This is a genomic window from Mesorhizobium sp. B2-8-5, assembly GCF_006440675.2.
Classification (GTDB): domain Bacteria; phylum Pseudomonadota; class Alphaproteobacteria; order Rhizobiales; family Rhizobiaceae; genus Mesorhizobium.
This window is the reverse complement of record NZ_CP083951.1, coordinates 5,148,024-5,164,526: the sequence shown is the minus strand read 5'-3', so window position 1 is coordinate 5,164,526 and position 16,503 is coordinate 5,148,024. Positions and strand designations below refer to the sequence as shown.

Sequence of the window (16,503 nt, the reverse complement as noted above, 5' to 3'; positions counted from 1 at the left end):
CGTGAGCACCGGAAGCGCAAGAAATCGCCGTTTGCAGGCCGGCCTCACCTGAATCCCGCCACGACCTTCCCCGGATTCATCACATTACCCGGATCGATCATCCCTTTGATAGCCTTCGCCAAATCCCGCTTCACCGGGTCCGCGTGCCGCTCATAGGCATCGCGCTTCTCCAGCCCGACCCCGTGCTCGGCCGAGAATGAGCCGCCGGCCTCGCGCAGACCCTCGTAAAGCACGTCCTCGATCGCTGCGTGCCGCTCATGCGAGACCGGCCCGTCGCAATTGATCGAGATGTGCAGATTGCCGTCGGCGAGATGGCCGTAGACGTATGGTGCATAAGAGGCGTCGAGCGTCTTCAGCCCCGCCGCGATGCGCGCCACATATTGATCCAGCCCGCCGCCCGGCACGGACACATCGAAGGAGGGCGCCATGGGATGCGCGCGCTCGATCTGCTCGGTCTCCTCGCGCAGCCGCCACATCGCGGCGGCTTGCGCCTCGGAGCTCGCCACCAGCCCGTCGATGATGCTGGCCTCTTCCCAGACCGCCGCCAGCCCGTCCTCCAGCACTTGTCGAGCCGCCTCGATGCTGTCGGAGCCGAGCCCCAGCACCAGAAGGCAGGGCGCGTCGAGGGGCAGGCTGCCTGGCGCATAGTTCAGCGCCCGCTGCATGAGCGACGCGAAATTGCGCCACAGGATCTCGGCGCCGGTGAGCCGGGCGCTGGTCAAGTCCAGAAAATGCCGCACGATGCGCTGCGCGTTTCGTGCGTCCGGCACGCCGACAAGCGCGGTGGCGCTGGCGCCGGCAACCGGATCGAGCCGCACCGCCACGCGGGTGACGATGCCCAGCGTGCCCTCCGCGCCGATGAAGAGATGTTTCAAATCGTAGCCGGCGCTGGTCTTGAGCACCCGGGTGAGATCGCAAAACACCCGCCCGTCCGGCAGCACGGCTTCCAGACCGAGCACGCGGTGGCGCATCGTGCCGTTGCGAAACGCCATGATGCCGCCGGCATTGGTGGAAACCATGCCGCCGATCGTGGCGCTGCCGCGCGCGGCAAGGTCAATGCCCGGGTCCAGCCCATGCCGGGCCGCCGCCTCCCGCAACGCGCCGAGCGTCACGCCCGCCTGCACGATCGCCACGCGCGCGAACGGGTCGATCTCCTCGATTTGGTTCAGCCCGCCGAGATCGCAGATCACCTGGCCGGAGCAAGTCGCTGCCCCGCCCGCCAGCCCCGTGCGACCACCTTGGGGGACAAGGCTGATGCCATGCTCCGCACAGAATTTCACCAGCGCCGCAACACCCTCGACATCGCGCGGCCGCACCAGCGCCGAGGCGCCGAAATTGCGGGCATCGAAGCCGGGATCGCGCGACGCGAGCTCGGCGGCGTTCCAGATGGTCGAGGTGGCGCAGGCAATGCGAAGGGAGGTGATGAGGGCTTTGTCGTCGCTCACGCTGGCTGGCTCCATCCAGGAATCCTTATCCTATAGATGCAGCAAAGCATGTGAGCCACCCGCCTTGGCGGGATCAGGATGTCCTGTGAGCGTCTTCCCGCCGTTTGACGTCTTGGATGTTCAGTTCGACAACCAGCTTTTCGGCCCGGCGTGTCCTGATGCCGACCATGATCTTCTGCTCGACCTCGGCAGGTTGGCCGGTGAAGATGTCGAAGACGGTCCAGCTGTTTGGCCGGTCCATTCGAAGCGCGTAACGGTTTGCCATGCTCACATTCCTTTTCGTTTGCGCCTCAGGCGACGGGCCGACCTTGTCAGGCCTTCACCATGACAAATACCGACACCGCCAAGGCGACGATCCAAAGCATCACATACAGCTTCAAGGCGAGCGATCCGTGTGAAGAGAGAGTCGCCAGCCCACGTGTCGCCGCATGCTCCAGGCGCTTGGATCTGACTGGCTCCGCCACGCTGGCGGCCGGCGCCTTGGCGTCGAATTTGCCGAAGGCGTGAGGCGTCGGTTCAGGCATGGAGAGGATCCCGAGTATCGAGGTGGTGGCGGGTGCCGGGAGCGGCGCGCCGGATGACGCGATTGCTTGGGAGAGCGGATTTCAAGGGTGCTTCTTCCTGTGTCGGCAAAGGCGAGGATGCCTGTCTTTATAGACCGCCTGACGGGCGATAGATAGGAATGCCGAAATCAACAGCTGGATTCCGTAAAAATATCGGGCGGAATAATTACGAGACTCGGAAAATATCAGCACGGATGAGAAGAATTTCTGTTTGTTTTTCAGTCTCCAAGCGACGCTTTTTATTTAACCAGGAAAAATAAAGCGCGTCCGCCATCTTGTTCGCAGCGTAATTGGGGTGCATACATAAAATTCGTTGATTTGGTCGAGGTGGCTTTCGTCATAGTGAAGCCTCGCCATCCGCCTCCGAATTTTCGATAGCGAATGCACTGCGCCGCTCCTGGCGCGGCAACTCGCTTCGTTTGAACCCTGAAATGATGCCGGCGTTGACCACGGATGTACTGGCAGCGTCGGACATCGTTTCGGCGGTTCGGCTGGAATTGAAGCGGAAGGCGCATGCGCGCGTTTCCGCAGGAAGCCGCAAGTGACCACTCGCACCACGCCGACCGTCGTTCGCTTCAATGCGGCGTTTATGCTGCCGGGCTTCGATGCGCCGCGGCCGCCCGGCGACTACCGCGTCGATCTCGACGAGGAATCCCTCGAAGGGGCTTCGCGCAGCGCATGGCGCCGCGTGGCCGCCTTCGTTCACCTGCCGGCGATCTCCGCAAAAGAGTCCACGCGGCAAATGGTACCGATCGAACCGGCCACGCTCGAGGCCGCGCTCGTCGAGGACGGGAGACAACCATGACAACCCTCTTGCAACGCAACGCACGCCCCATCCAGCACGGGGCTCCCCCTCGTCTTTTTGACATCGGACAAGCGGTCCGGCTGAAGGGCGGTGTTGGCGCCGGTCCGAAGACTGACGAAATCTATCGTGTCACCGGCACACTGCCGCCAAAGGGAAGCTCCCCACAATACCGCATCCGCAGCGACGGCGAACCGCATGAGCGCGTGGTGACCGAGGACAGTTTGGAGCGCGTCGAGACGCCGGCATCGGACAATGGCATTGCCCTCATCGAAAGGACGTTCGGACATGGCCAGGCCACATAAGCGTTCCAACCGCGAGGCCAGGAAGCCGAAGCAGGAAAGTCTGTTTGGCAATCAGATCCAGTGCGCCGTCATCAATGCCCAGGCGAAGGCCAAGGACTGCGGCGGACCCCGATGAAGGTCGTGATCGAATTTTATCGCACGCGTGTCGCCGACGACGCGCGCGCCGTCATCGGCCGCGAGACGGCGCTGGCGGCCGATCTCGATAACGCCATCGCGATCGCGCGGCTCTTGGCGAGAACGCTGAACATGCCGCAATGGCCGGACGCCGTCACGATCTCCGAAGCCGATGGCGCAGCCCTTTATTCGGAGATCATTGCCGCGCAGGGAGGCGGGGAAAGACGGGTATGAACAGAACCATCCCCAACGACGAAACCGAGCGGGTTCAAAATACCGTATTCGGCGGCTCGCGACATAACGGCGGCATCTTGGGCCATGACTTCAGCGACCTTCAATATGGTCGCCGCGTCGAATTTGATCATTCCTGGACCGTCTACCACGTCTTCACGGGAATTCCCGCCTATGTCGACGGCGTTCCGATGGTCGGTCTCACCCATGCGCATGCGACGAAAAGGATGTTGGATCTCAATCGTCGCAATGCCGCGGGCCGGAAGGAATGGAACGGGACCCGGATGGCACTTGAACATACCGAAATGCGGGCGGATCAAACATGACGCTTGCCTTTCCAAATCCCAGCCGAAGTTTCGACGAGACGCGCAACGCCGTATGCTTCATTGGGCATGACGGTATGTTCCAGGTCCGTTTTTTCGTCGAAGTAGAGGCATTAGGCACATTTGGCGACCATCCTGGCGGCAGGGAAACTGCCGAGAACGCATACCTTTCGGCATTCGACGCGTTGCGCGGTTCCATCCAAGACGCCGCAAGCAAAGCTTATGCGCGCGAGCGGCGGAACTCCTACACCTTGACCTCCACCGGTTTCCGATAGGCGGGGAGCCGATATCGAAAGAACGAGCATGCAGGCAAGCGATGCGGCGGCTGGCAGTCCCCCTGGCTGTCGTCTTACGTGAAAGGATAACGCCGATGCGTTCGATGAAAACCCCCGAGGCACCGCCGGTCGCTATCAAGCCGGTCGTGAGGCGCTCAGACATCATGCCAGTGCGGCTGACGATCAGGAAGGACGAGGCAGCGCGGCGCAAACTCGCGGACACCGACGGGACAGTCAGGCGGGCACGCGAGATCGCGGAACGCAATCGCCTGATTTGATATTCCGCCACCGTCCGTTTGGGCCTTCTATCCTATGACCGGTTGCGACCCCAGGCATACCCAAATCCAGGCCGTACAATGATCCAGCGGGAGAAATGCCATGGCGATGAAGCCCAACTATCGATACGAGCGCAGTAAGCGCGATCAGGCGAAAGCGGCAAAGAAGGAGGCGAAGCTCGCGGCCAAAGAGGCGAAAGGCAAGGTAGTGGAGCAGGAAAACGAGCCGGAGCGGAATACTGACAACGGATGATGCCGCGTCAGGCCAGCCTTGGGGACTGCGATGACAAAGCGAGAGTCCGACCACTTCGAAATCGATGTCGAATGCCCTCGGTGCCACCACCAGGCCAAAACACGCGTAGGCTGGATTCGCACTCACACCCAGATGGAGTGCGAAAATTGCGGCGACATCATCGATATTGAAAACAGGAATTTCAGGTCCCGTGAGGAGCCTTAGGAGGTCACCAGAATAGCGGCCTCGCGGGCGGCGACTATGAACGCCTTTCGCGCGAATGAGGCCGGGCGGCGCCCACTATTCGTATCCGCGCAGGCCTGAACGGCCGCACGATGCTTTTCGCTGCGTTTGCCGCGCCATCTTCTGAGCAGGAAGTCCAGGCACGCGGCCGCGTCGCCGATTGTCTCGTGCCCGCCGCCAGTCAACTCGGTGACAACCGTCACTGGCTGGTCGAATTTTTCATTAGCCATTGCTGGGCTTAGGCCGGCGCCCCCAACATAGCAAGCATTGTTCTTACGGATCTGTCGAAAGGCGACCTCGATCGGGTCGCTCCGGCCGCGCGAAACAAAAAATAGTTTAGACGCGCGAACGCGGGTCATATCCATACGAAGCGACAGCGAAGCTTCTGGACAGTCCGAAGCGGAGCTTCTGGACCGTCCGAAGCGAAGCTGCTGGACAGCCCGACCCGTTTAGCAAGAGGTCAAGCCGGACTGTCCTCGCCGCATCAGCGAGAGTCCACTGTGCGCCCACATTTCCTGCCTGGCTAGCGGAACTATCGAGAAGCGAGCGCCGTTGGGGACGAAAGGGGAATGCAATGGCGCGCGACAAAAGCCAGCCGACGCTTGACGATATCGTCAAGCGGCTAGTGCGGCAGACCGGCATCACCGAAGCTCAGGCGCTCGAACTCATTTACCTTGTCGGCCTGAACTGGCCATCTCTTGTGAGAGAGGCAAAGGCGCTCAAGGCCGGGAAATCATAGTCGGGTCCATGCGCCTGGCATTCGACGTCCCTTGCACGACAAATCCACTTGCATCCTTGCGCGTTCTTTCGTCGCTTGTACGCTGGCGCCGATTGCCGACTGGCTGGAGCAGCTCAATCATCCGTCTGCGACGACGTACTCTGCCGCGACGCTTCCAGCCATCGTAGCCACGGCCGATCCCGCAGCAGACCTAGCTCACCCAGATCGAGCACCCCACCTTCTGCCCCGTGGCCGGGTCCCGCACCGTCTTCGCGAACGTCCGGCGCAGCCCAACCCTGCTGGATGCGACATCCTTGCCGGCGAGATAGGCCGGGTCGCCGACTTCCCAATGGTAGCGTGTGTTTGCAGGCGCCCGTCTCCAGGTGAATTTCGAGCGGTAGGCCACCTTGCCAGGCGTGGTGTCGGCGAACCGGCAGTTGATGGTCGCCGGCATCATGCCCTTGGCGCTCATCGCGCTGACCGCCTTGTCGGCATCGTCGGTCGTCAGCCATTGGTCTATGCTGCTCGTCCGGTATGCGTCCGTGCCAGTTGGCTGGTGCGTCATACATCCTGCAAGCAGCATCAGCGCTACCATGGCGGCCCCTGTCTTGCCTGCTCGCTTGCTGTCTTGCCGATCGATGCCCATGCCCGTCTCCTTCCTGAAGAGAGTGGAAAGTCTCGGGCAAGAGGATGGTCCGCGCGCATCGCTTCGTATATTAGGCGCTTCACACGCCTTGCGAGCTTGGCCGCTATCTCCTCGCGTTGGCAGGGGGAGCGATCGCCCCTGGCACAATGTCGGTGTTTTGGGCCACCTTTATCTGCCAGCCGGCCTGTTCCTTCCCCACCACCAGAAGCAGGATGCCTCCCCGTGTTCCGGCTGGCGAGCCATCCGGAGCAGAGGCGCCGGTCAGGGTCCATCTATAGTGCACCGATGCAAGGCCAGGAGACAACTCGACTACGGACGAGACGACACCCTCCAACCGGCTGTCGCGAAACATAGTCCCATGAGTCGCGCGGTGGGCCGCTTCGATCTCTGCGCGGCTTTTCCACCACATGCCCACGACATTGACGAAATTGGCATCCTCGGAAAACAGCGCCGTGAAGTCGTCCATGTCATGTCTGTTCCAGGCATCGGCAAAGGCAATGGCCGCATCCTCTGGTCTGCCGACCTCCAACCTCATGACATGATCTCCCTTGCTTTGCGCCAGGTTGGGGTGAGACGATAGCGGCATCGGCGGGCCCTGTCACCGCGTTGCCACAGAACTTAGCCGCGCCACTTCCTTAACGGCCCCGATCCCCAAAATTAACCTTTTGTTAACCATTGCCCCGGCACCTTTAACCATTGAGTAAGGATTCGCCTGGACGTGACCTTCGCCGCCCCTTTGCACAACAAATCGATCCGCTTTCGCGCTCGTTCCTTCGTCGCTTTCACGCTGACGCCGGAGGCGCCGATCGCCGACTGGCTGGAGGGATTGGATCACTGGATCGCCAACTCGCCGGGCTATTTCAACGGGCGTCCGGTGGTGCTGGATCTGAACATTTTGCAGCCGGGGCCGGAGGAGATTGGCGCGCTTGTCGGCGTGCTCGGCTCGCGCGGCATCCGCGTCTACGCCATCGAACTGGAAGGCGCCGAGCTCGGGCCTGATTTGCCGCCTCTGCTCGCCGGCGCCAAGGAGGCGACCGCCGAGGGACTGCTCGGCCGGGCAGCCCGCAAGGCGCGAGCGGAAGAACTCGAAATGACCGCCGCCGGGGAGCGGGTGCAGGTGACCCAAGAAACCATCCAAGCGGCGGCGTCGGCCGAGGCTCCGCAGATCGAGATGTCCGGCGACGAGCCGGTCGATCCCGAGCTGGCAAGGCTCGAAGCGGTGCGGATCGAGCCGGCGCAGACCGAGGCGGGGCAGGGCGCCGAGAGCGTGCGGACCGAGCCTTCGGCCGGCACTTTGATGATCAAGGCGCCGATCCGCTCCGGGCAGTCGGTCTTCCATCCGCATGGCGACGTGATCGTGCTGGGCTCGGTCGCGTCCGGTTCCGAAATCGTCGCCGGCGGCTCGATCCATGTCTATGGCACGCTGCGCGGCCGCGCGATCGCCGGCTCGGAAGGCAATATTTCGGCGCGCATCTTCTGCCGCAAGAACGAGGCCGAGCTGCTTGCCGTCGATGGCTGGTACACCACGGCCGAGGAGATGGAAGGCGTCTCGCGCGGCAAGGCGGTGCAGGCCTTCCTCGACAACGACGCGCTGTGCGTGGTGCCGCTCGGCTAGTCCGGCGGCGCAAGCTTCGGACCGGTTTCGCGTGCCAAAGTTGTTAACGAGTCCGCCGTGCCGCGCACGGCCAGAGAATAAAAACCGCCAATGGAGGCTGGATATATGGGCAAGGTAGTCGTGGTCACATCGGGCAAGGGGGGCGTCGGCAAGACGACCTCGACGGCCGCGCTCGGCGCCGCCGTGGCCAAGACCGGCAAGAAGGTGGCGCTGGTCGATTTCGACGTCGGCCTGAGGAACCTCGACCTCATCATGGGCGCCGAGCGCCGCGTGGTGTTCGATCTCGTCAACGTCATCCAGGGCTCGGCGAAGCTGTCGCAGGCGCTGATCCGCGACAAGCGGCTGGAGACGCTCTATCTGCTGCCGGCCTCGCAGACGCGCGACAAGGACGCGCTGACCGAAGAGGGCGTGGCCGAGGTCATCGCCCGGCTGCGCTCGGTGTTCGACTACGTGTTCTGCGACAGCCCTGCCGGCATCGAGCGCGGCGCCCAACTCGCCATGCGCTTCGCCGACGAGGCGGTCATCGTCACCAACCCGGAAGTGTCGTCGGTGCGCGACTCCGACCGCATCATCGGCCTGCTCGACGCCCGCACCATGAAGGCGGAGCAGGGCGAGCTGGTGCAAAAACACGTGCTGGTCACCCGCTACGACGCGGCGCGCGCCTCGCGCGGCGAGATGCTGTCGATCGACGACGTGCTGGAGATACTCTCCACGCCGTTGCTCGGCATCATCCCGGAAAGCCAGGATGTGCTGCGGGCCTCCAACCTCGGCTCGCCTGTCACGCTCTCGGAACCGCTCAATGGTGCCGCAAAGGCTTATCTCGAAGCGGCAAGACGCCTGGAAGGCGAGGACCTGCCGGTGGTCGTCCCCTTCGAACGCAAGGGCTTCCTCGACCGGCTTCTCGGAAGGAGGGCCGCATGAGCATCCTCGATCTCTTCAAGCGGCGCACCAGCGCGCCGGTAGCGCGCGAGCGGCTGCAGCTGCTGCTCGCCTATGAGCGCCAGAGCCGCGGCCAGCCGGATCTCGTCTCCATCCTGCGCGAGGAGATCATGGCGGTCATTGCCAGGCATGTGCAGATCGACCAGGACTACCTCCAGGTCTCGATGGATCGCGGCGCCACCATGTCGACGCTGGAGATCGACATCCAGATCCCCAACAAGAGCGCCGCGCCGCTCGCCATGGCGGGGTGAGTTGATGGGGTAGGCCGATCCGCGCAGCGGATCGGGGAGGGGCGTGCCCTGACGCTCGTCATCCTCGGGCTTGACCCGAGGATCCATTCCGTGACCTTGCCACGAGTTCGGCCGTGGAGAATTCTACAATCGTTGCAACGCTTTAATGCATGTCGCGCAAAAGTGACCTCGGTTTTGCGACAACGACATGCATCAAGCAACGACCTAAAGCGCGTCGCGTGAATCCGTTTCGACGCGACGCGCTTTAGCGTAACGGCATAGATCCTCGAGTCTGCGCGCGTTGCTTCGCTCCTTGCTCCGCCCTGGGACGGCGAAGGCGACAAGCCTCGCTCCCCTTGCCCCATCGATCCGCCTCCCGCTGCCTCACGACAGCGTGGCGCCCGCGTCCTATCTCCATATCTAAACTAGGGATGGAGCCAGGATTGACCGCAGCACAGGAAGCTAACCAACAGGCCCCTGTCGGCGCCATGCCGGTGCTTGGCCTGCTCGGTGCAATGCTCTCCGTGCAGGTCGGCGCCGCCTTTGCCAAGGGGCTGTTCCCGGTTCTGGGCCCGGAAGGCACGACCATGCTGAGGCTCGCCATTGGCGCGCTGATGCTGGCGGCGGTGCTGAGGCCCTGGAAAGTGCTGCCCTCGCGCAAAAACCTGCCCTGGCTCGCCGCCTACGGCATCACCGTCTGCGCCATGAACATGTTGTTCTATGCCGCGCTCGAGCGCATTCCGCTCGGCGTCTGCGTGGCGCTCGAATTCACCGGGCCGCTGTTCGTCGCCACGCTCGGCTCCAGGCGGCTGCTCGACCTTGTCTGGGTGGCGCTGGCCGTCGTCGGCATCGTGCTTTTGTCGCCCTTTGCCGGTATCAGCCGCGGGCTCGATCCGACAGGCGTGGCGCTGGCGCTGGCGGCGGGCGCCTGCTGGGGGCTCTACATCATCTTCGCGCAGAAGGCCGGCGCCGAACTCGGCGTGCGCACCTCCGCCTACGGCATGGCGATCGCCGCCGTGCTGGCGCTGCCCTTCGGCTTCAACGCTGCTCAGGCCTATCTCACCGATCCGCACATCATGGCAGGCGCCGCCGTGGTCGGCCTGTTCTCCAGCGCGCTGCCCTTCTATCTGGAAATGCTGGTGCTGGTCCGCATGCCGGCCAAAGTTTACGGCATGCTGGTCTGCCTGGAGCCGGCGGGCGGCGCGCTCACGGGCTTTCTATTCCTGCATGAGAAGCTCGACCTTTTGCAATGCGCAGGCGTCGCCGCCGTCATTGCCGCCGCTTTCGGCACGGCGGTTGCGGCGCGGCGGCCGATGCCGTTGCCGGCCTGAATCCATCTTCCGAACCAAGGCGATTCCTGGAAATGCGCGAAGCGGTCAGGCCCGGCGCTTCGCCGTGGCCTTCCGTCCGGAGCTGCTTCAAAACAAGGAGGCGCGGTGGTTTGCCGTTTCCGTGAAACAGTGAACCGCTTCGGAGCCCGCTGCTCGGAATTGGTAGGCTTTGGAAAATGCACCTCTGCGGCGGCAATGTTCGGCCGCACCCAGTGGTTGAAATAAGACTTAGGTCCTATGCAAGAATTGCAATAGGTCCGAGTGGACAAGACAAGGGTCGTGGGCCACTTCCTTATGCCTTGCCGATTGGGGATGCTTATGCTGCGACATTGCCGGTGGGGTAGTTCGGCTGACGGGCTGAAGGGTTGGCATGGGGAGAGCGGAATGCGCGCGTCGCGCGGGGGCTGCAGGCTAGTCTTGCCAGCACTGGCAGCGTTGGCGCTTGTCGTCACGCCTTTCAGTCTCTCCATTGATGGTCTCGTCGTGACCAAGGCCTATGCCGGCAAAGGCGGCGGTGGCGGTGGTAATGGCGGCGGTGGAAACGGGAACGGCGGCGGCAACAGCGGCGGGAACGGCAACAGCGGCGGCAACAGCGGGAACGGGAACGGCAATAGCGGCGGCAACAGCGGGAACGGCAACGGCAATAGCGGCGGCAACAGCGGGAACGGCAACGGCAACAGCGGCGGCAACAGCGGGAACGGCAACGGCAACAGCGGCGGCAACAGCGGGAACGGCAACGGCAACAGCGGCGGAAACAACGGCAATAATGATGGCAACAGCGACAATGGCAACAGCAGCGCCAGCGCGGCAAGCACCGCCGATGTCGATAGTCACGTCAATGCTATAACCGGCGACAAGGTCGAGGCCACACGCAACAGAATCCAGGTCACGCACCGCAATGGAATGAAGGAGAAGATCGAGAACGGTCGGTTCAGGATGGAAGACAAGTACGGACGCACCATCGTCGACCGGAAAGCCACCATGGCCGATCTCAATCGCCTGAAGAATCTGTGAGACAGAGTTTGTGAGAGCGAGGTTTTATCGGGATTAGATCTTAAGGGACCGGAGGTCAGCGCTGCAAAATCAGGTTGCCACCTTTTGCTTCGTCTCTGCGGTCCTGATCGTCTTGCGGTAGAACTTGGCTACTCACCTTACCCCCGCCTTCGTGCGGGGGTAATTTTTTGCGCGGCAAGACCTGTCCGTTGCGACATTGGTCAGCCATGGCGCCGGAAATGGTCCGACTGGCCGGGGCATGGGTCGTGGGCCGCTTTCGTCGCCTCGCCGGATGTGAATTCTTGCCCTGGTCAAGACACCGGTTCCGCCTCGGCTGTGCCGTGAGCGGAACTTCGGCCATGCCGAGGCAGAACCGGAACGAAGAGAAAATATGCGAAACCGCCTCTTCAGCAGGCTTGCTTGGCTCGCGCTGCGCGCGTTTAGCGCGCTGGCGCTGACCGTTGCGCCTTGGCACGTCATCTTTGAGGGTTCGCCGAGGATTGCCGTAGCCACGGCCGATGCCGGCAACGGCAATAGCGGCGGGAACGGTGGTAATGGCGGCAACGGCAGTGGCGGCAATTCGGGTTCCGCCGGCGGCTCGAACTCAGGCAATAGCGGCAACAGTGGAAACAGCAATGCCGGCGGCAATTCCGGCAACAGCAATGCCGGCGGCGGCAACCCCAATGCCGGGCCGGGCAACAACAGCGGCAAGGGCAATACCGATCCCGGCGGTAAGAACAATACTGATCCTAGCGGTAAGAACAGCTACACCAACGCGGCAACCGGCGACACGCTCTCGATCGATGGCGACAAGGTTACCGTCATCCATAGCAACGGCATGAAGGAGCAGGTCCAGAACGGCCGTTTCGAGATGAAGGACGCGCAAGGCCGCACCATCATCGAACGGCAGGCGACGGAGGAAGATCTGTCACGCCTGCTGAACCTGTGAGGGTTGAAGAATTGAAGAAAGAGGGAACCTAGTTCCTCAGTTCCTTTCCCTCGCCTCGTGCATCAGCAGCGCCGCCTCGGTGCGGTTGCGCACATTGAGCTTGGCCAGCACCCTGGTCATGTGATGCTTGACCGTCTTCTCCTGCAGCGACAGCCGGGCCGCCACCTCTTTGTTGCTGAGCCCCTCCGCGACCAGTTTCAGGATCTCGGCCTCGCGGCCGGTGAGTTGGCCGAGCGGATCGGGCTTGCTGCCGGTGGGCTGCAAAAGGTCGGAAAGCAGCCTCGCCGACAGGCTCGGCGATACGTAGCTCTGGCCGTTGGCGACGTCGCGCAGGATCTCGGCCAGCGCCTTGGAGCCGACGCCTTTCAGCACATAGCCGCGCGCGCCGGCCTTCAGCGCCAGGGCGACGTCGGCGTTGGTTTCCGACACGGTGAGCATGACGATCTTCTGCTCGGGCATCGCTGAAAGGATGCCGGCCAGCGCGTTGAGGCCGCCGCCCGGCATGCTGATGTCGAGCAGGAGAATATCGGGTGTGCTGGCGCGCGCCAGCCTTTCGGCGTCCTCGGCGCTGGCGCCTTCGCCCACAAGTTCGAAGCCGCCTATCTCGCCGAGGCTGCGCGCCACGCCCTCGCGAAACAGGGGGTGGTCGTCGACTATTGCGATGCGGATGGATGTGCTCACGGTTGCTCCTCGACAGACAAGGTGATCACCAGCCTGGTTCCTCCCGGGCCGGTCAGCGTTTCGAACTGCCCGCCTATGCTTTCGATCCGTTCCCTGAGGCCGGCAAGCCCAAGGCCTTCGCTTCGGGCCGGGTCGAAGCCGGGGCCGGTGTCCAGCACCTCGACCAGGAGCTTGCCGCCCTTCGTCGTGGCTCTGACCTGCTGGCCTTTGCCCTTGCCGTGGCGGTAGGCGTTGTTCAGGCCTTCCTGCACGAAGCGATAGATGCTGATCTTTTCCGAGGTGCCGAGCTCCGGCAAGCGCTCGGGCAGAGTTAGCAACACTTTGGTGCTGGTGCGCCGCTCGTGCTCGGCCACCGCCAGCCGCAAGATATCGGCGATAGCCTGCGTTTCGATCTGCGGCAGCACCAGCCCGTTGCAGATGCCGCGTATCTCGCGCATCGCCTCGCCAAGCGTCTTGTGGATGCCGGCGATCTCGGCCTCGCGCAGCGTGCTCGATGTGGTCGGATCGACCAGCACCGGGCTGTCCATCCTTAGCGCGGCGAGCGCCACCAGTTGCGCCGGCCCGTCATGCAGGTCGGCGCCGATACGCCGCAGATACCGCTCGTTGATGGCGGTGGCGCGGCGCGAGGCGCGCTGGACGCGTTGGCGCAGCGACGAGTTCTGCGCCAGCGCCGCCTGCAATTCGGCAACCTTGGCCTCTAGCGCAGCCTGTTGGGTGACGATGGTGCGGCTGCCGCGGAAAACGATGCCGGAGAGCAGCGCCAGCGCCGCCGCGGTGGCGGCCGCCACCACCAGCCACGTCCATCTGAGCGCCGAGTTCAGCGTTTCCTGGAAATCGTCGGCGACCTCGTAGAATTCCGACACCGCCACCACTTCGCCCGACCAGGGCTCGCGCACCGGATTGTAGATCTCGAACAGCGGCGCGTTCACCGCTTTCTCGTCTCCCGATTCGGGATCGTCGCTGAGGTTGTTGTATTCGGCCACGACATTGCCGGCGAAGGCCGACTTCAGATTGGCGTTGGGCGGAAAGGTTCTGCCGATCAGGGCCGAGTCGTCGGAGTAGAGCACCATGCCGTCGCGTCGCCACAGCTTGAACGACACCAGCCTCTTTCCGAGCGCGCCCTGGCCGAGCGTCTCGTCCAGCGCCCGCTTGACCGAATCGTCGAGCTCGCGGCTCTTGCGCAGGTCAGGCAGCAGCGGCGCGATCACGCTGTCGACATAGAGCGCTGTCGTGGTGGCGGAATTGTGCATCACCCCTTCGCGAATCTGCGACGTCACCCACAGCCCGACCACGAGCATCACCGCCAGAAGGCCGATGCCGCCCGCGATCACGAACTGCCAAGCCAGCGACAGCCCGCTCCAGATTCGTGCAAGTCGCCTGAAATATCTCCCAAACATCGGCCCCGCTCACCCACCCGCTTGCAAGATTATAGGCGAGGGACGGCAATTGCGACACCGACCTTGGTCCGTGCCCATGGGGAAGGTTAATGGCGACGGGTTTGCGCGCTCTCGAACGGGCTTGGCTTCGCCAGCGGCGAGGGTGGCTCTCCCCGAGCGGCAAAAGCCCGCGTCATTCCTGTTGACGGGGAAGACGCGGGCCGGCTGCCACCTGAAATCATGGATGATTTTAGCAATTGCGAGACAACCACCAATCGAGCGCTGGGTCCATACCAAAAGACGTATAACCTGCAAGATATAACCGCCCGCGCCTTGACCCGAGGCGGTCTTTTTTGCGGTTCTTGGCAACGCACTATGGACGCCGGCACAAAAAAACAAAAAAGAAACCAGCGGCTGTCGATCTTTGAGCTCGAAGCTCTGCGGGAAGCTTTCAGGCAGTCCGTTCGTGAGAACGACGTCGCGGAAGCGGAATGGGCGCAGCATGCCGAGCTTTTCGTCAGGAGGGCGCTGCAAAAGGGCGGCCGTCTTACGCGGGCTTGAGCGTTCGGGCGTGGAGCACTTCCAGGAAAAGTGTGAGCGGGTAGGCTCTGCGCTTTCCCGTAGCCTTCCGTCCGGAATTGCGGCATCACGTCTCCAGCCGGTCGGACCATTGCGCTGGCGCGTAGGACCTCAGCGACAATTGCGGGCGCAACGGGAAACGGACACTCTGTCCTTGCGCCGGCTTCCCCCCAAGGAAACCCAATGGTCGGCGCTTTAGCCCGGCTTGTCCGTCAAAGAGCCGTACTCTTTTACCGCCAAGGCAAGCCGGGCTACCTCAGCCGCCGATCCGGCGCGCGCTCATGCTCGATACCGCTTGAAACAGGGCGCAAACTTAAAGAAATGCGCCTTCGCGCGTACCGTGACGCGTGGAGATCCTGCCGCGCCACCGTCGAACAGGGAACGCGTTAGGGTCGAGGCGTCCGACCCGCCGCTTTCGACGGAACGAAAAGCGGGACAAGCGCGTTTTCCGCCGCTATGTCGAGGATCCTTCACCATCGCAAGGCCGAAAGGCCTTTTCAGGCCTCGGTTGCCGAGGCCGAGCGCCTGGCGCGCGCGCAAAAGAATGCCAGGCTGAAGGATCTTCGCACGCACGCTTCGTGGCTGGTGCTCGATCCGCAGGCAAACTTCCAGGAGGAGATCGACTGTTCGGCGTTGTTCGGCGACGACCTGTCGATCCGAAAGGTCGTCCACGACGGCTAATGCATGTCGCGCAAAAGTGTGTAGCGGTTTTGCGATAACGACATGCATGAAAACAAAGGCTTAAAAGCGCGTCGCCAGAATCCGCTTCAGCGCGACGCGCTTTTAAAGCAATTCCAGGAAAAGTGTGTAACGGTTTTCCGTCCGGAATTGCATAAGCACAGAGAGTTAGAGCGGTTCGACGCTTCCGCGAAACGCTCTTTAGCAAAGCGGCGGCTCGAGCCTCAGACCGGCTGTAGCCCGACTGCGCCATCCTCGCGCGACATCTCGATGAGCCGCGCGACCGCCCATGGCGCCATCAGCGCAAAGAACGCCGTGACATCGAGGAAGAGCGACCGTGCCAGATCGAACCCGCTGTGGTCGTAGCAGACTGCGAACTCCATCACGCCTGACCCCTAATTGAACCCACCCATTGCGCCTGCCATTTCACGCGCTCGGCCAGCATGGCCCTGATTTGCATAAATTACAAGGGACAGCTAATTTAGCTGCCGAGTGAGATTCCGCCGGCATGCGCGGCTGCGCTGGCTGAAGGATCTAGGCCGGCTTCGGCCAGAACAGCCAGGCGAGGGCCAACGCCGCAAGCACCCAGAGCGCGATCATGGAAGCGAGCCCGGCCTTGCTCACCGGCTTCTCGCGTCGCGCGGCCTCATCGCGGAATTCCTGCATCAGATCGGACGGGACCAGCTTGACCGCGAGCATGATGCCGACAGGCACGATCAGCAGGTCGTCCAGGTAACCGATGATCGGGATGAAATCCGGGATAAGATCGATGGGGCTCAGCGCGTAGGCCGCGACTGCGCCCGCGGCGGCTTTTGCATACCAGGGCACACGCGGATCGCGGGCGGCGATCCAGAGCGCAACCACATCGCGCTTGATCTTGCGCGCCCACCGCTTCGCCGTATCGAATGTCGACATGCCGCTTATATATGGGTGCGCGGGTCTTCAGGCCATTTGGCGATC

Annotated in this window: 26 protein-coding genes; 16 read left to right on the top strand and 10 right to left on the bottom strand. The window is 62.9% G+C overall.

The annotated features are described in order from the left end of the window. Positions 1–44 precede the first annotated feature (44 nt). From FJ430_RS25555 to FJ430_RS25545, 3 genes are all read right to left on the bottom strand, one after another. Positions 45–1,445 carry an FAD-binding oxidoreductase gene (locus FJ430_RS25555; RefSeq protein ID WP_181175241.1) on the bottom strand — a complete coding sequence of 467 codons (1,401 nt, stop codon included), beginning with the start codon at positions 1,443–1,445 and terminating at the stop codon, positions 45–47. Between the two features lie 73 nt (positions 1,446–1,518). Further along, positions 1,519–1,710 (bottom strand): hypothetical protein, encoded by a 192-nt coding sequence (locus FJ430_RS25550; RefSeq protein WP_140644967.1) that lies wholly within the window; start codon positions 1,708–1,710, stop codon positions 1,519–1,521. A 46-nt stretch (positions 1,711–1,756) separates the two neighbouring features. Continuing rightward, a complete protein-coding gene (locus FJ430_RS25545; RefSeq protein WP_140658401.1) occupies positions 1,757–1,969 on the bottom strand; it encodes a hypothetical protein in 213 nt (70 codons plus the stop codon). Between the two features lie 580 nt (positions 1,970–2,549). On the opposite strand from FJ430_RS25545, the gene FJ430_RS25540 reads away from it, so the two are divergent. The 7 genes from FJ430_RS25540 to FJ430_RS25510 all read left to right on the top strand — a co-directional run bounded on the left by FJ430_RS25540 (position 2,550) and on the right by FJ430_RS25510 (position 4,586). Then, complete coding sequence (locus tag FJ430_RS25540; protein ID WP_140703403.1) at positions 2,550–2,813, top strand: hypothetical protein; 264 nt, start codon at positions 2,550–2,552, stop codon at positions 2,811–2,813. After that, positions 2,810–3,115 (top strand): hypothetical protein, encoded by a 306-nt coding sequence (locus tag FJ430_RS25535; protein ID WP_140703405.1) that lies wholly within the window; start codon positions 2,810–2,812, stop codon positions 3,113–3,115. Before FJ430_RS25540 ends, FJ430_RS25535 begins: the two co-directional genes overlap by 4 nt. 111 nt (positions 3,116–3,226) lie before the next feature. Then, a complete protein-coding gene (locus FJ430_RS25530; protein ID WP_140645013.1) occupies positions 3,227–3,463 on the top strand; it encodes a hypothetical protein in 237 nt (78 codons plus the stop codon). Then, complete coding sequence (locus FJ430_RS25525; RefSeq protein ID WP_140703407.1) at positions 3,460–3,786, top strand: hypothetical protein; 327 nt, start codon at positions 3,460–3,462, stop codon at positions 3,784–3,786. Before FJ430_RS25530 ends, FJ430_RS25525 begins: the two co-directional genes overlap by 4 nt. Beyond that, positions 3,783–4,058 carry a DUF1488 domain-containing protein gene (locus FJ430_RS25520; protein ID WP_140703409.1) on the top strand — a complete coding sequence of 92 codons (276 nt, stop codon included), beginning with the start codon at positions 3,783–3,785 and terminating at the stop codon, positions 4,056–4,058. The genes FJ430_RS25525 and FJ430_RS25520 overlap by 4 nt, the downstream gene beginning before the upstream one ends. Before the next feature lie 95 nt (positions 4,059–4,153). Further along, positions 4,154–4,336, top strand: a complete 183-nt coding sequence (locus tag FJ430_RS25515; RefSeq protein WP_140658411.1) for a hypothetical protein — start codon at positions 4,154–4,156, stop codon at positions 4,334–4,336. A gap of 100 nt (positions 4,337–4,436) precedes the next feature. Then, entirely contained in the window at positions 4,437–4,586 is a 150-nt protein-coding gene (locus FJ430_RS25510) for a hypothetical protein (protein WP_181166977.1), read from the top strand. Positions 4,587–4,786: 200 nt separating this feature from the next. Here the strand turns inward: FJ430_RS25510 and FJ430_RS25505 are convergent, their stop codons facing one another. Then, positions 4,787–5,038 carry a DUF982 domain-containing protein gene (locus FJ430_RS25505; RefSeq protein ID WP_140658413.1) on the bottom strand — a complete coding sequence of 84 codons (252 nt, stop codon included), beginning with the start codon at positions 5,036–5,038 and terminating at the stop codon, positions 4,787–4,789. 344 nt (positions 5,039–5,382) lie between these two features. Here FJ430_RS25505 and FJ430_RS25500 point away from each other — a divergent pair, with 344 nt between their 5' ends. Continuing rightward, positions 5,383–5,547 (top strand): hypothetical protein, encoded by a 165-nt coding sequence (locus FJ430_RS25500; RefSeq protein WP_181166978.1) that lies wholly within the window; start codon positions 5,383–5,385, stop codon positions 5,545–5,547. A gap of 190 nt (positions 5,548–5,737) precedes the next feature. On the opposite strand, the gene FJ430_RS25495 is transcribed toward FJ430_RS25500, so the two are convergent. Together FJ430_RS25495 and FJ430_RS25490 are read right to left on the bottom strand one after the other, a co-directional pair. Continuing rightward, positions 5,738–6,172, bottom strand: a complete 435-nt coding sequence (locus FJ430_RS25495) for a hypothetical protein (protein WP_140703413.1) — start codon at positions 6,170–6,172, stop codon at positions 5,738–5,740. A 103-nt stretch (positions 6,173–6,275) separates the two neighbouring features. Next, positions 6,276–6,707 carry an SgcJ/EcaC family oxidoreductase gene (locus tag FJ430_RS25490; RefSeq protein ID WP_140703415.1) on the bottom strand — a complete coding sequence of 144 codons (432 nt, stop codon included), beginning with the start codon at positions 6,705–6,707 and terminating at the stop codon, positions 6,276–6,278. Positions 6,708–6,890: 183 nt separating this feature from the next. Here FJ430_RS25490 and minC point away from each other — a divergent pair, with 183 nt between their 5' ends. From minC to FJ430_RS25460, 6 genes are all read left to right on the top strand, one after another. Then, positions 6,891–7,787 (top strand): septum site-determining protein MinC, encoded by an 897-nt coding sequence (minC, locus tag FJ430_RS25485; protein ID WP_140703418.1) that lies wholly within the window; start codon positions 6,891–6,893, stop codon positions 7,785–7,787. 105 nt (positions 7,788–7,892) lie between these two features. Continuing rightward, positions 7,893–8,708, top strand: a complete 816-nt coding sequence (gene minD / locus FJ430_RS25480; protein ID WP_140644956.1) for a septum site-determining protein MinD — start codon at positions 7,893–7,895, stop codon at positions 8,706–8,708. After that, on the top strand, positions 8,705–8,977 hold the full coding sequence (gene minE, locus FJ430_RS25475; protein WP_140644955.1) for a cell division topological specificity factor MinE: 273 nt from the start codon (positions 8,705–8,707) through the stop codon (positions 8,975–8,977). The genes minD and minE overlap by 4 nt, the downstream gene beginning before the upstream one ends. A gap of 422 nt (positions 8,978–9,399) precedes the next feature. After that, on the top strand, positions 9,400–10,287 hold the full coding sequence (locus FJ430_RS25470; protein WP_226891912.1) for an EamA family transporter: 888 nt from the start codon (positions 9,400–9,402) through the stop codon (positions 10,285–10,287). Between the two features lie 384 nt (positions 10,288–10,671). Then, complete coding sequence (locus FJ430_RS25465) at positions 10,672–11,301, top strand: hypothetical protein (RefSeq protein ID WP_226891911.1); 630 nt, start codon at positions 10,672–10,674, stop codon at positions 11,299–11,301. A gap of 370 nt (positions 11,302–11,671) precedes the next feature. Then, the gene (locus FJ430_RS25460; protein ID WP_140703425.1) at positions 11,672–12,229 is read left to right on the top strand and encodes a hypothetical protein; all 558 of its coding nucleotides are present in this window, start codon (positions 11,672–11,674) and stop codon (positions 12,227–12,229) included. Positions 12,230–12,265: 36 nt separating this feature from the next. Here FJ430_RS25460 and FJ430_RS25455 read toward each other — a convergent pair whose 3' ends face one another. Together FJ430_RS25455 and FJ430_RS25450 are read right to left on the bottom strand one after the other, a co-directional pair. Then, a complete protein-coding gene (locus FJ430_RS25455) occupies positions 12,266–12,910 on the bottom strand; it encodes a LuxR C-terminal-related transcriptional regulator (protein WP_140644951.1) in 645 nt (214 codons plus the stop codon). Next, on the bottom strand, positions 12,907–14,307 hold the full coding sequence (locus FJ430_RS25450) for a sensor histidine kinase (protein WP_140644950.1): 1,401 nt from the start codon (positions 14,305–14,307) through the stop codon (positions 12,907–12,909). The genes FJ430_RS25455 and FJ430_RS25450 overlap by 4 nt, the downstream gene beginning before the upstream one ends. A 354-nt stretch (positions 14,308–14,661) precedes the next feature. Between FJ430_RS25450 and FJ430_RS25445 the strand changes: the two genes are divergently transcribed. Then, positions 14,662–14,847, top strand: coding sequence for a hypothetical protein (locus tag FJ430_RS25445; protein WP_140644949.1), 186 nt, complete (start codon positions 14,662–14,664; stop codon positions 14,845–14,847). Between the two features lie 474 nt (positions 14,848–15,321). Further along, a complete protein-coding gene (locus FJ430_RS25440) occupies positions 15,322–15,546 on the top strand; it encodes a hypothetical protein (RefSeq protein ID WP_140658427.1) in 225 nt (74 codons plus the stop codon). Positions 15,547–15,767: 221 nt separating this feature from the next. Here the strand turns inward: FJ430_RS25440 and FJ430_RS25435 are convergent, their stop codons facing one another. Both FJ430_RS25435 and FJ430_RS25430 read right to left on the bottom strand, forming a co-directional pair. Further along, positions 15,768–15,929 (bottom strand): hypothetical protein, encoded by a 162-nt coding sequence (locus tag FJ430_RS25435; protein ID WP_181175249.1) that lies wholly within the window; start codon positions 15,927–15,929, stop codon positions 15,768–15,770. 148 nt (positions 15,930–16,077) lie between these two features. After that, positions 16,078–16,458, bottom strand: a complete 381-nt coding sequence (locus tag FJ430_RS25430; protein WP_140703427.1) for a YkvA family protein — start codon at positions 16,456–16,458, stop codon at positions 16,078–16,080. Between the last annotated feature and the right edge of the window lie 45 nt (positions 16,459–16,503).

Excerpts from the sequence above, each read along its gene's own strand:
- FJ430_RS25550 (WP_140644967.1), bottom strand. The coding sequence starts at position 1,710 with ATGGCAAACCGTTACGCGCTTCGAATGGACCGGCCAAACAGCTGGACC.
- FJ430_RS25545 (WP_140658401.1), bottom strand. The coding sequence starts at position 1,969 with ATGCCTGAACCGACGCCTCACGCCTTCGGCAAATTCGACGCCAAGGCG.
- FJ430_RS25535 (WP_140703405.1), top strand. The coding sequence starts at position 2,810 with ATGACAACCCTCTTGCAACGCAACGCACGCCCCATCCAGCACGGGGCT.
- FJ430_RS25530 (WP_140645013.1), top strand. The coding sequence starts at position 3,227 with ATGAAGGTCGTGATCGAATTTTATCGCACGCGTGTCGCCGACGACGCG.
- FJ430_RS25525 (WP_140703407.1), top strand. The coding sequence starts at position 3,460 with ATGAACAGAACCATCCCCAACGACGAAACCGAGCGGGTTCAAAATACC.
- FJ430_RS25520 (WP_140703409.1), top strand. The coding sequence starts at position 3,783 with ATGACGCTTGCCTTTCCAAATCCCAGCCGAAGTTTCGACGAGACGCGC.
- FJ430_RS25515 (WP_140658411.1), top strand. The coding sequence starts at position 4,154 with ATGCGTTCGATGAAAACCCCCGAGGCACCGCCGGTCGCTATCAAGCCG.
- FJ430_RS25510 (WP_181166977.1), top strand. The coding sequence starts at position 4,437 with ATGGCGATGAAGCCCAACTATCGATACGAGCGCAGTAAGCGCGATCAG.
- FJ430_RS25505 (WP_140658413.1), bottom strand. The coding sequence starts at position 5,038 with ATGGCTAATGAAAAATTCGACCAGCCAGTGACGGTTGTCACCGAGTTG.
- FJ430_RS25500 (WP_181166978.1), top strand. The coding sequence starts at position 5,383 with ATGGCGCGCGACAAAAGCCAGCCGACGCTTGACGATATCGTCAAGCGG.
- FJ430_RS25495 (WP_140703413.1), bottom strand. The coding sequence starts at position 6,172 with ATGGGCATCGATCGGCAAGACAGCAAGCGAGCAGGCAAGACAGGGGCC.
- FJ430_RS25490 (WP_140703415.1), bottom strand. The coding sequence starts at position 6,707 with ATGAGGTTGGAGGTCGGCAGACCAGAGGATGCGGCCATTGCCTTTGCC.
- minD (WP_140644956.1), top strand. The coding sequence starts at position 7,893 with ATGGGCAAGGTAGTCGTGGTCACATCGGGCAAGGGGGGCGTCGGCAAG.
- minE (WP_140644955.1), top strand. The coding sequence starts at position 8,705 with ATGAGCATCCTCGATCTCTTCAAGCGGCGCACCAGCGCGCCGGTAGCG.
- FJ430_RS25465 (WP_226891911.1), top strand. The coding sequence starts at position 10,672 with ATGCGCGCGTCGCGCGGGGGCTGCAGGCTAGTCTTGCCAGCACTGGCA.
- FJ430_RS25460 (WP_140703425.1), top strand. The coding sequence starts at position 11,672 with ATGCGAAACCGCCTCTTCAGCAGGCTTGCTTGGCTCGCGCTGCGCGCG.
- FJ430_RS25450 (WP_140644950.1), bottom strand. The coding sequence starts at position 14,307 with ATGTTTGGGAGATATTTCAGGCGACTTGCACGAATCTGGAGCGGGCTG.
- FJ430_RS25445 (WP_140644949.1), top strand. The coding sequence starts at position 14,662 with ATGGACGCCGGCACAAAAAAACAAAAAAGAAACCAGCGGCTGTCGATC.
- FJ430_RS25440 (WP_140658427.1), top strand. The coding sequence starts at position 15,322 with ATGTCGAGGATCCTTCACCATCGCAAGGCCGAAAGGCCTTTTCAGGCC.
- FJ430_RS25430 (WP_140703427.1), bottom strand. The coding sequence starts at position 16,458 with ATGTCGACATTCGATACGGCGAAGCGGTGGGCGCGCAAGATCAAGCGC.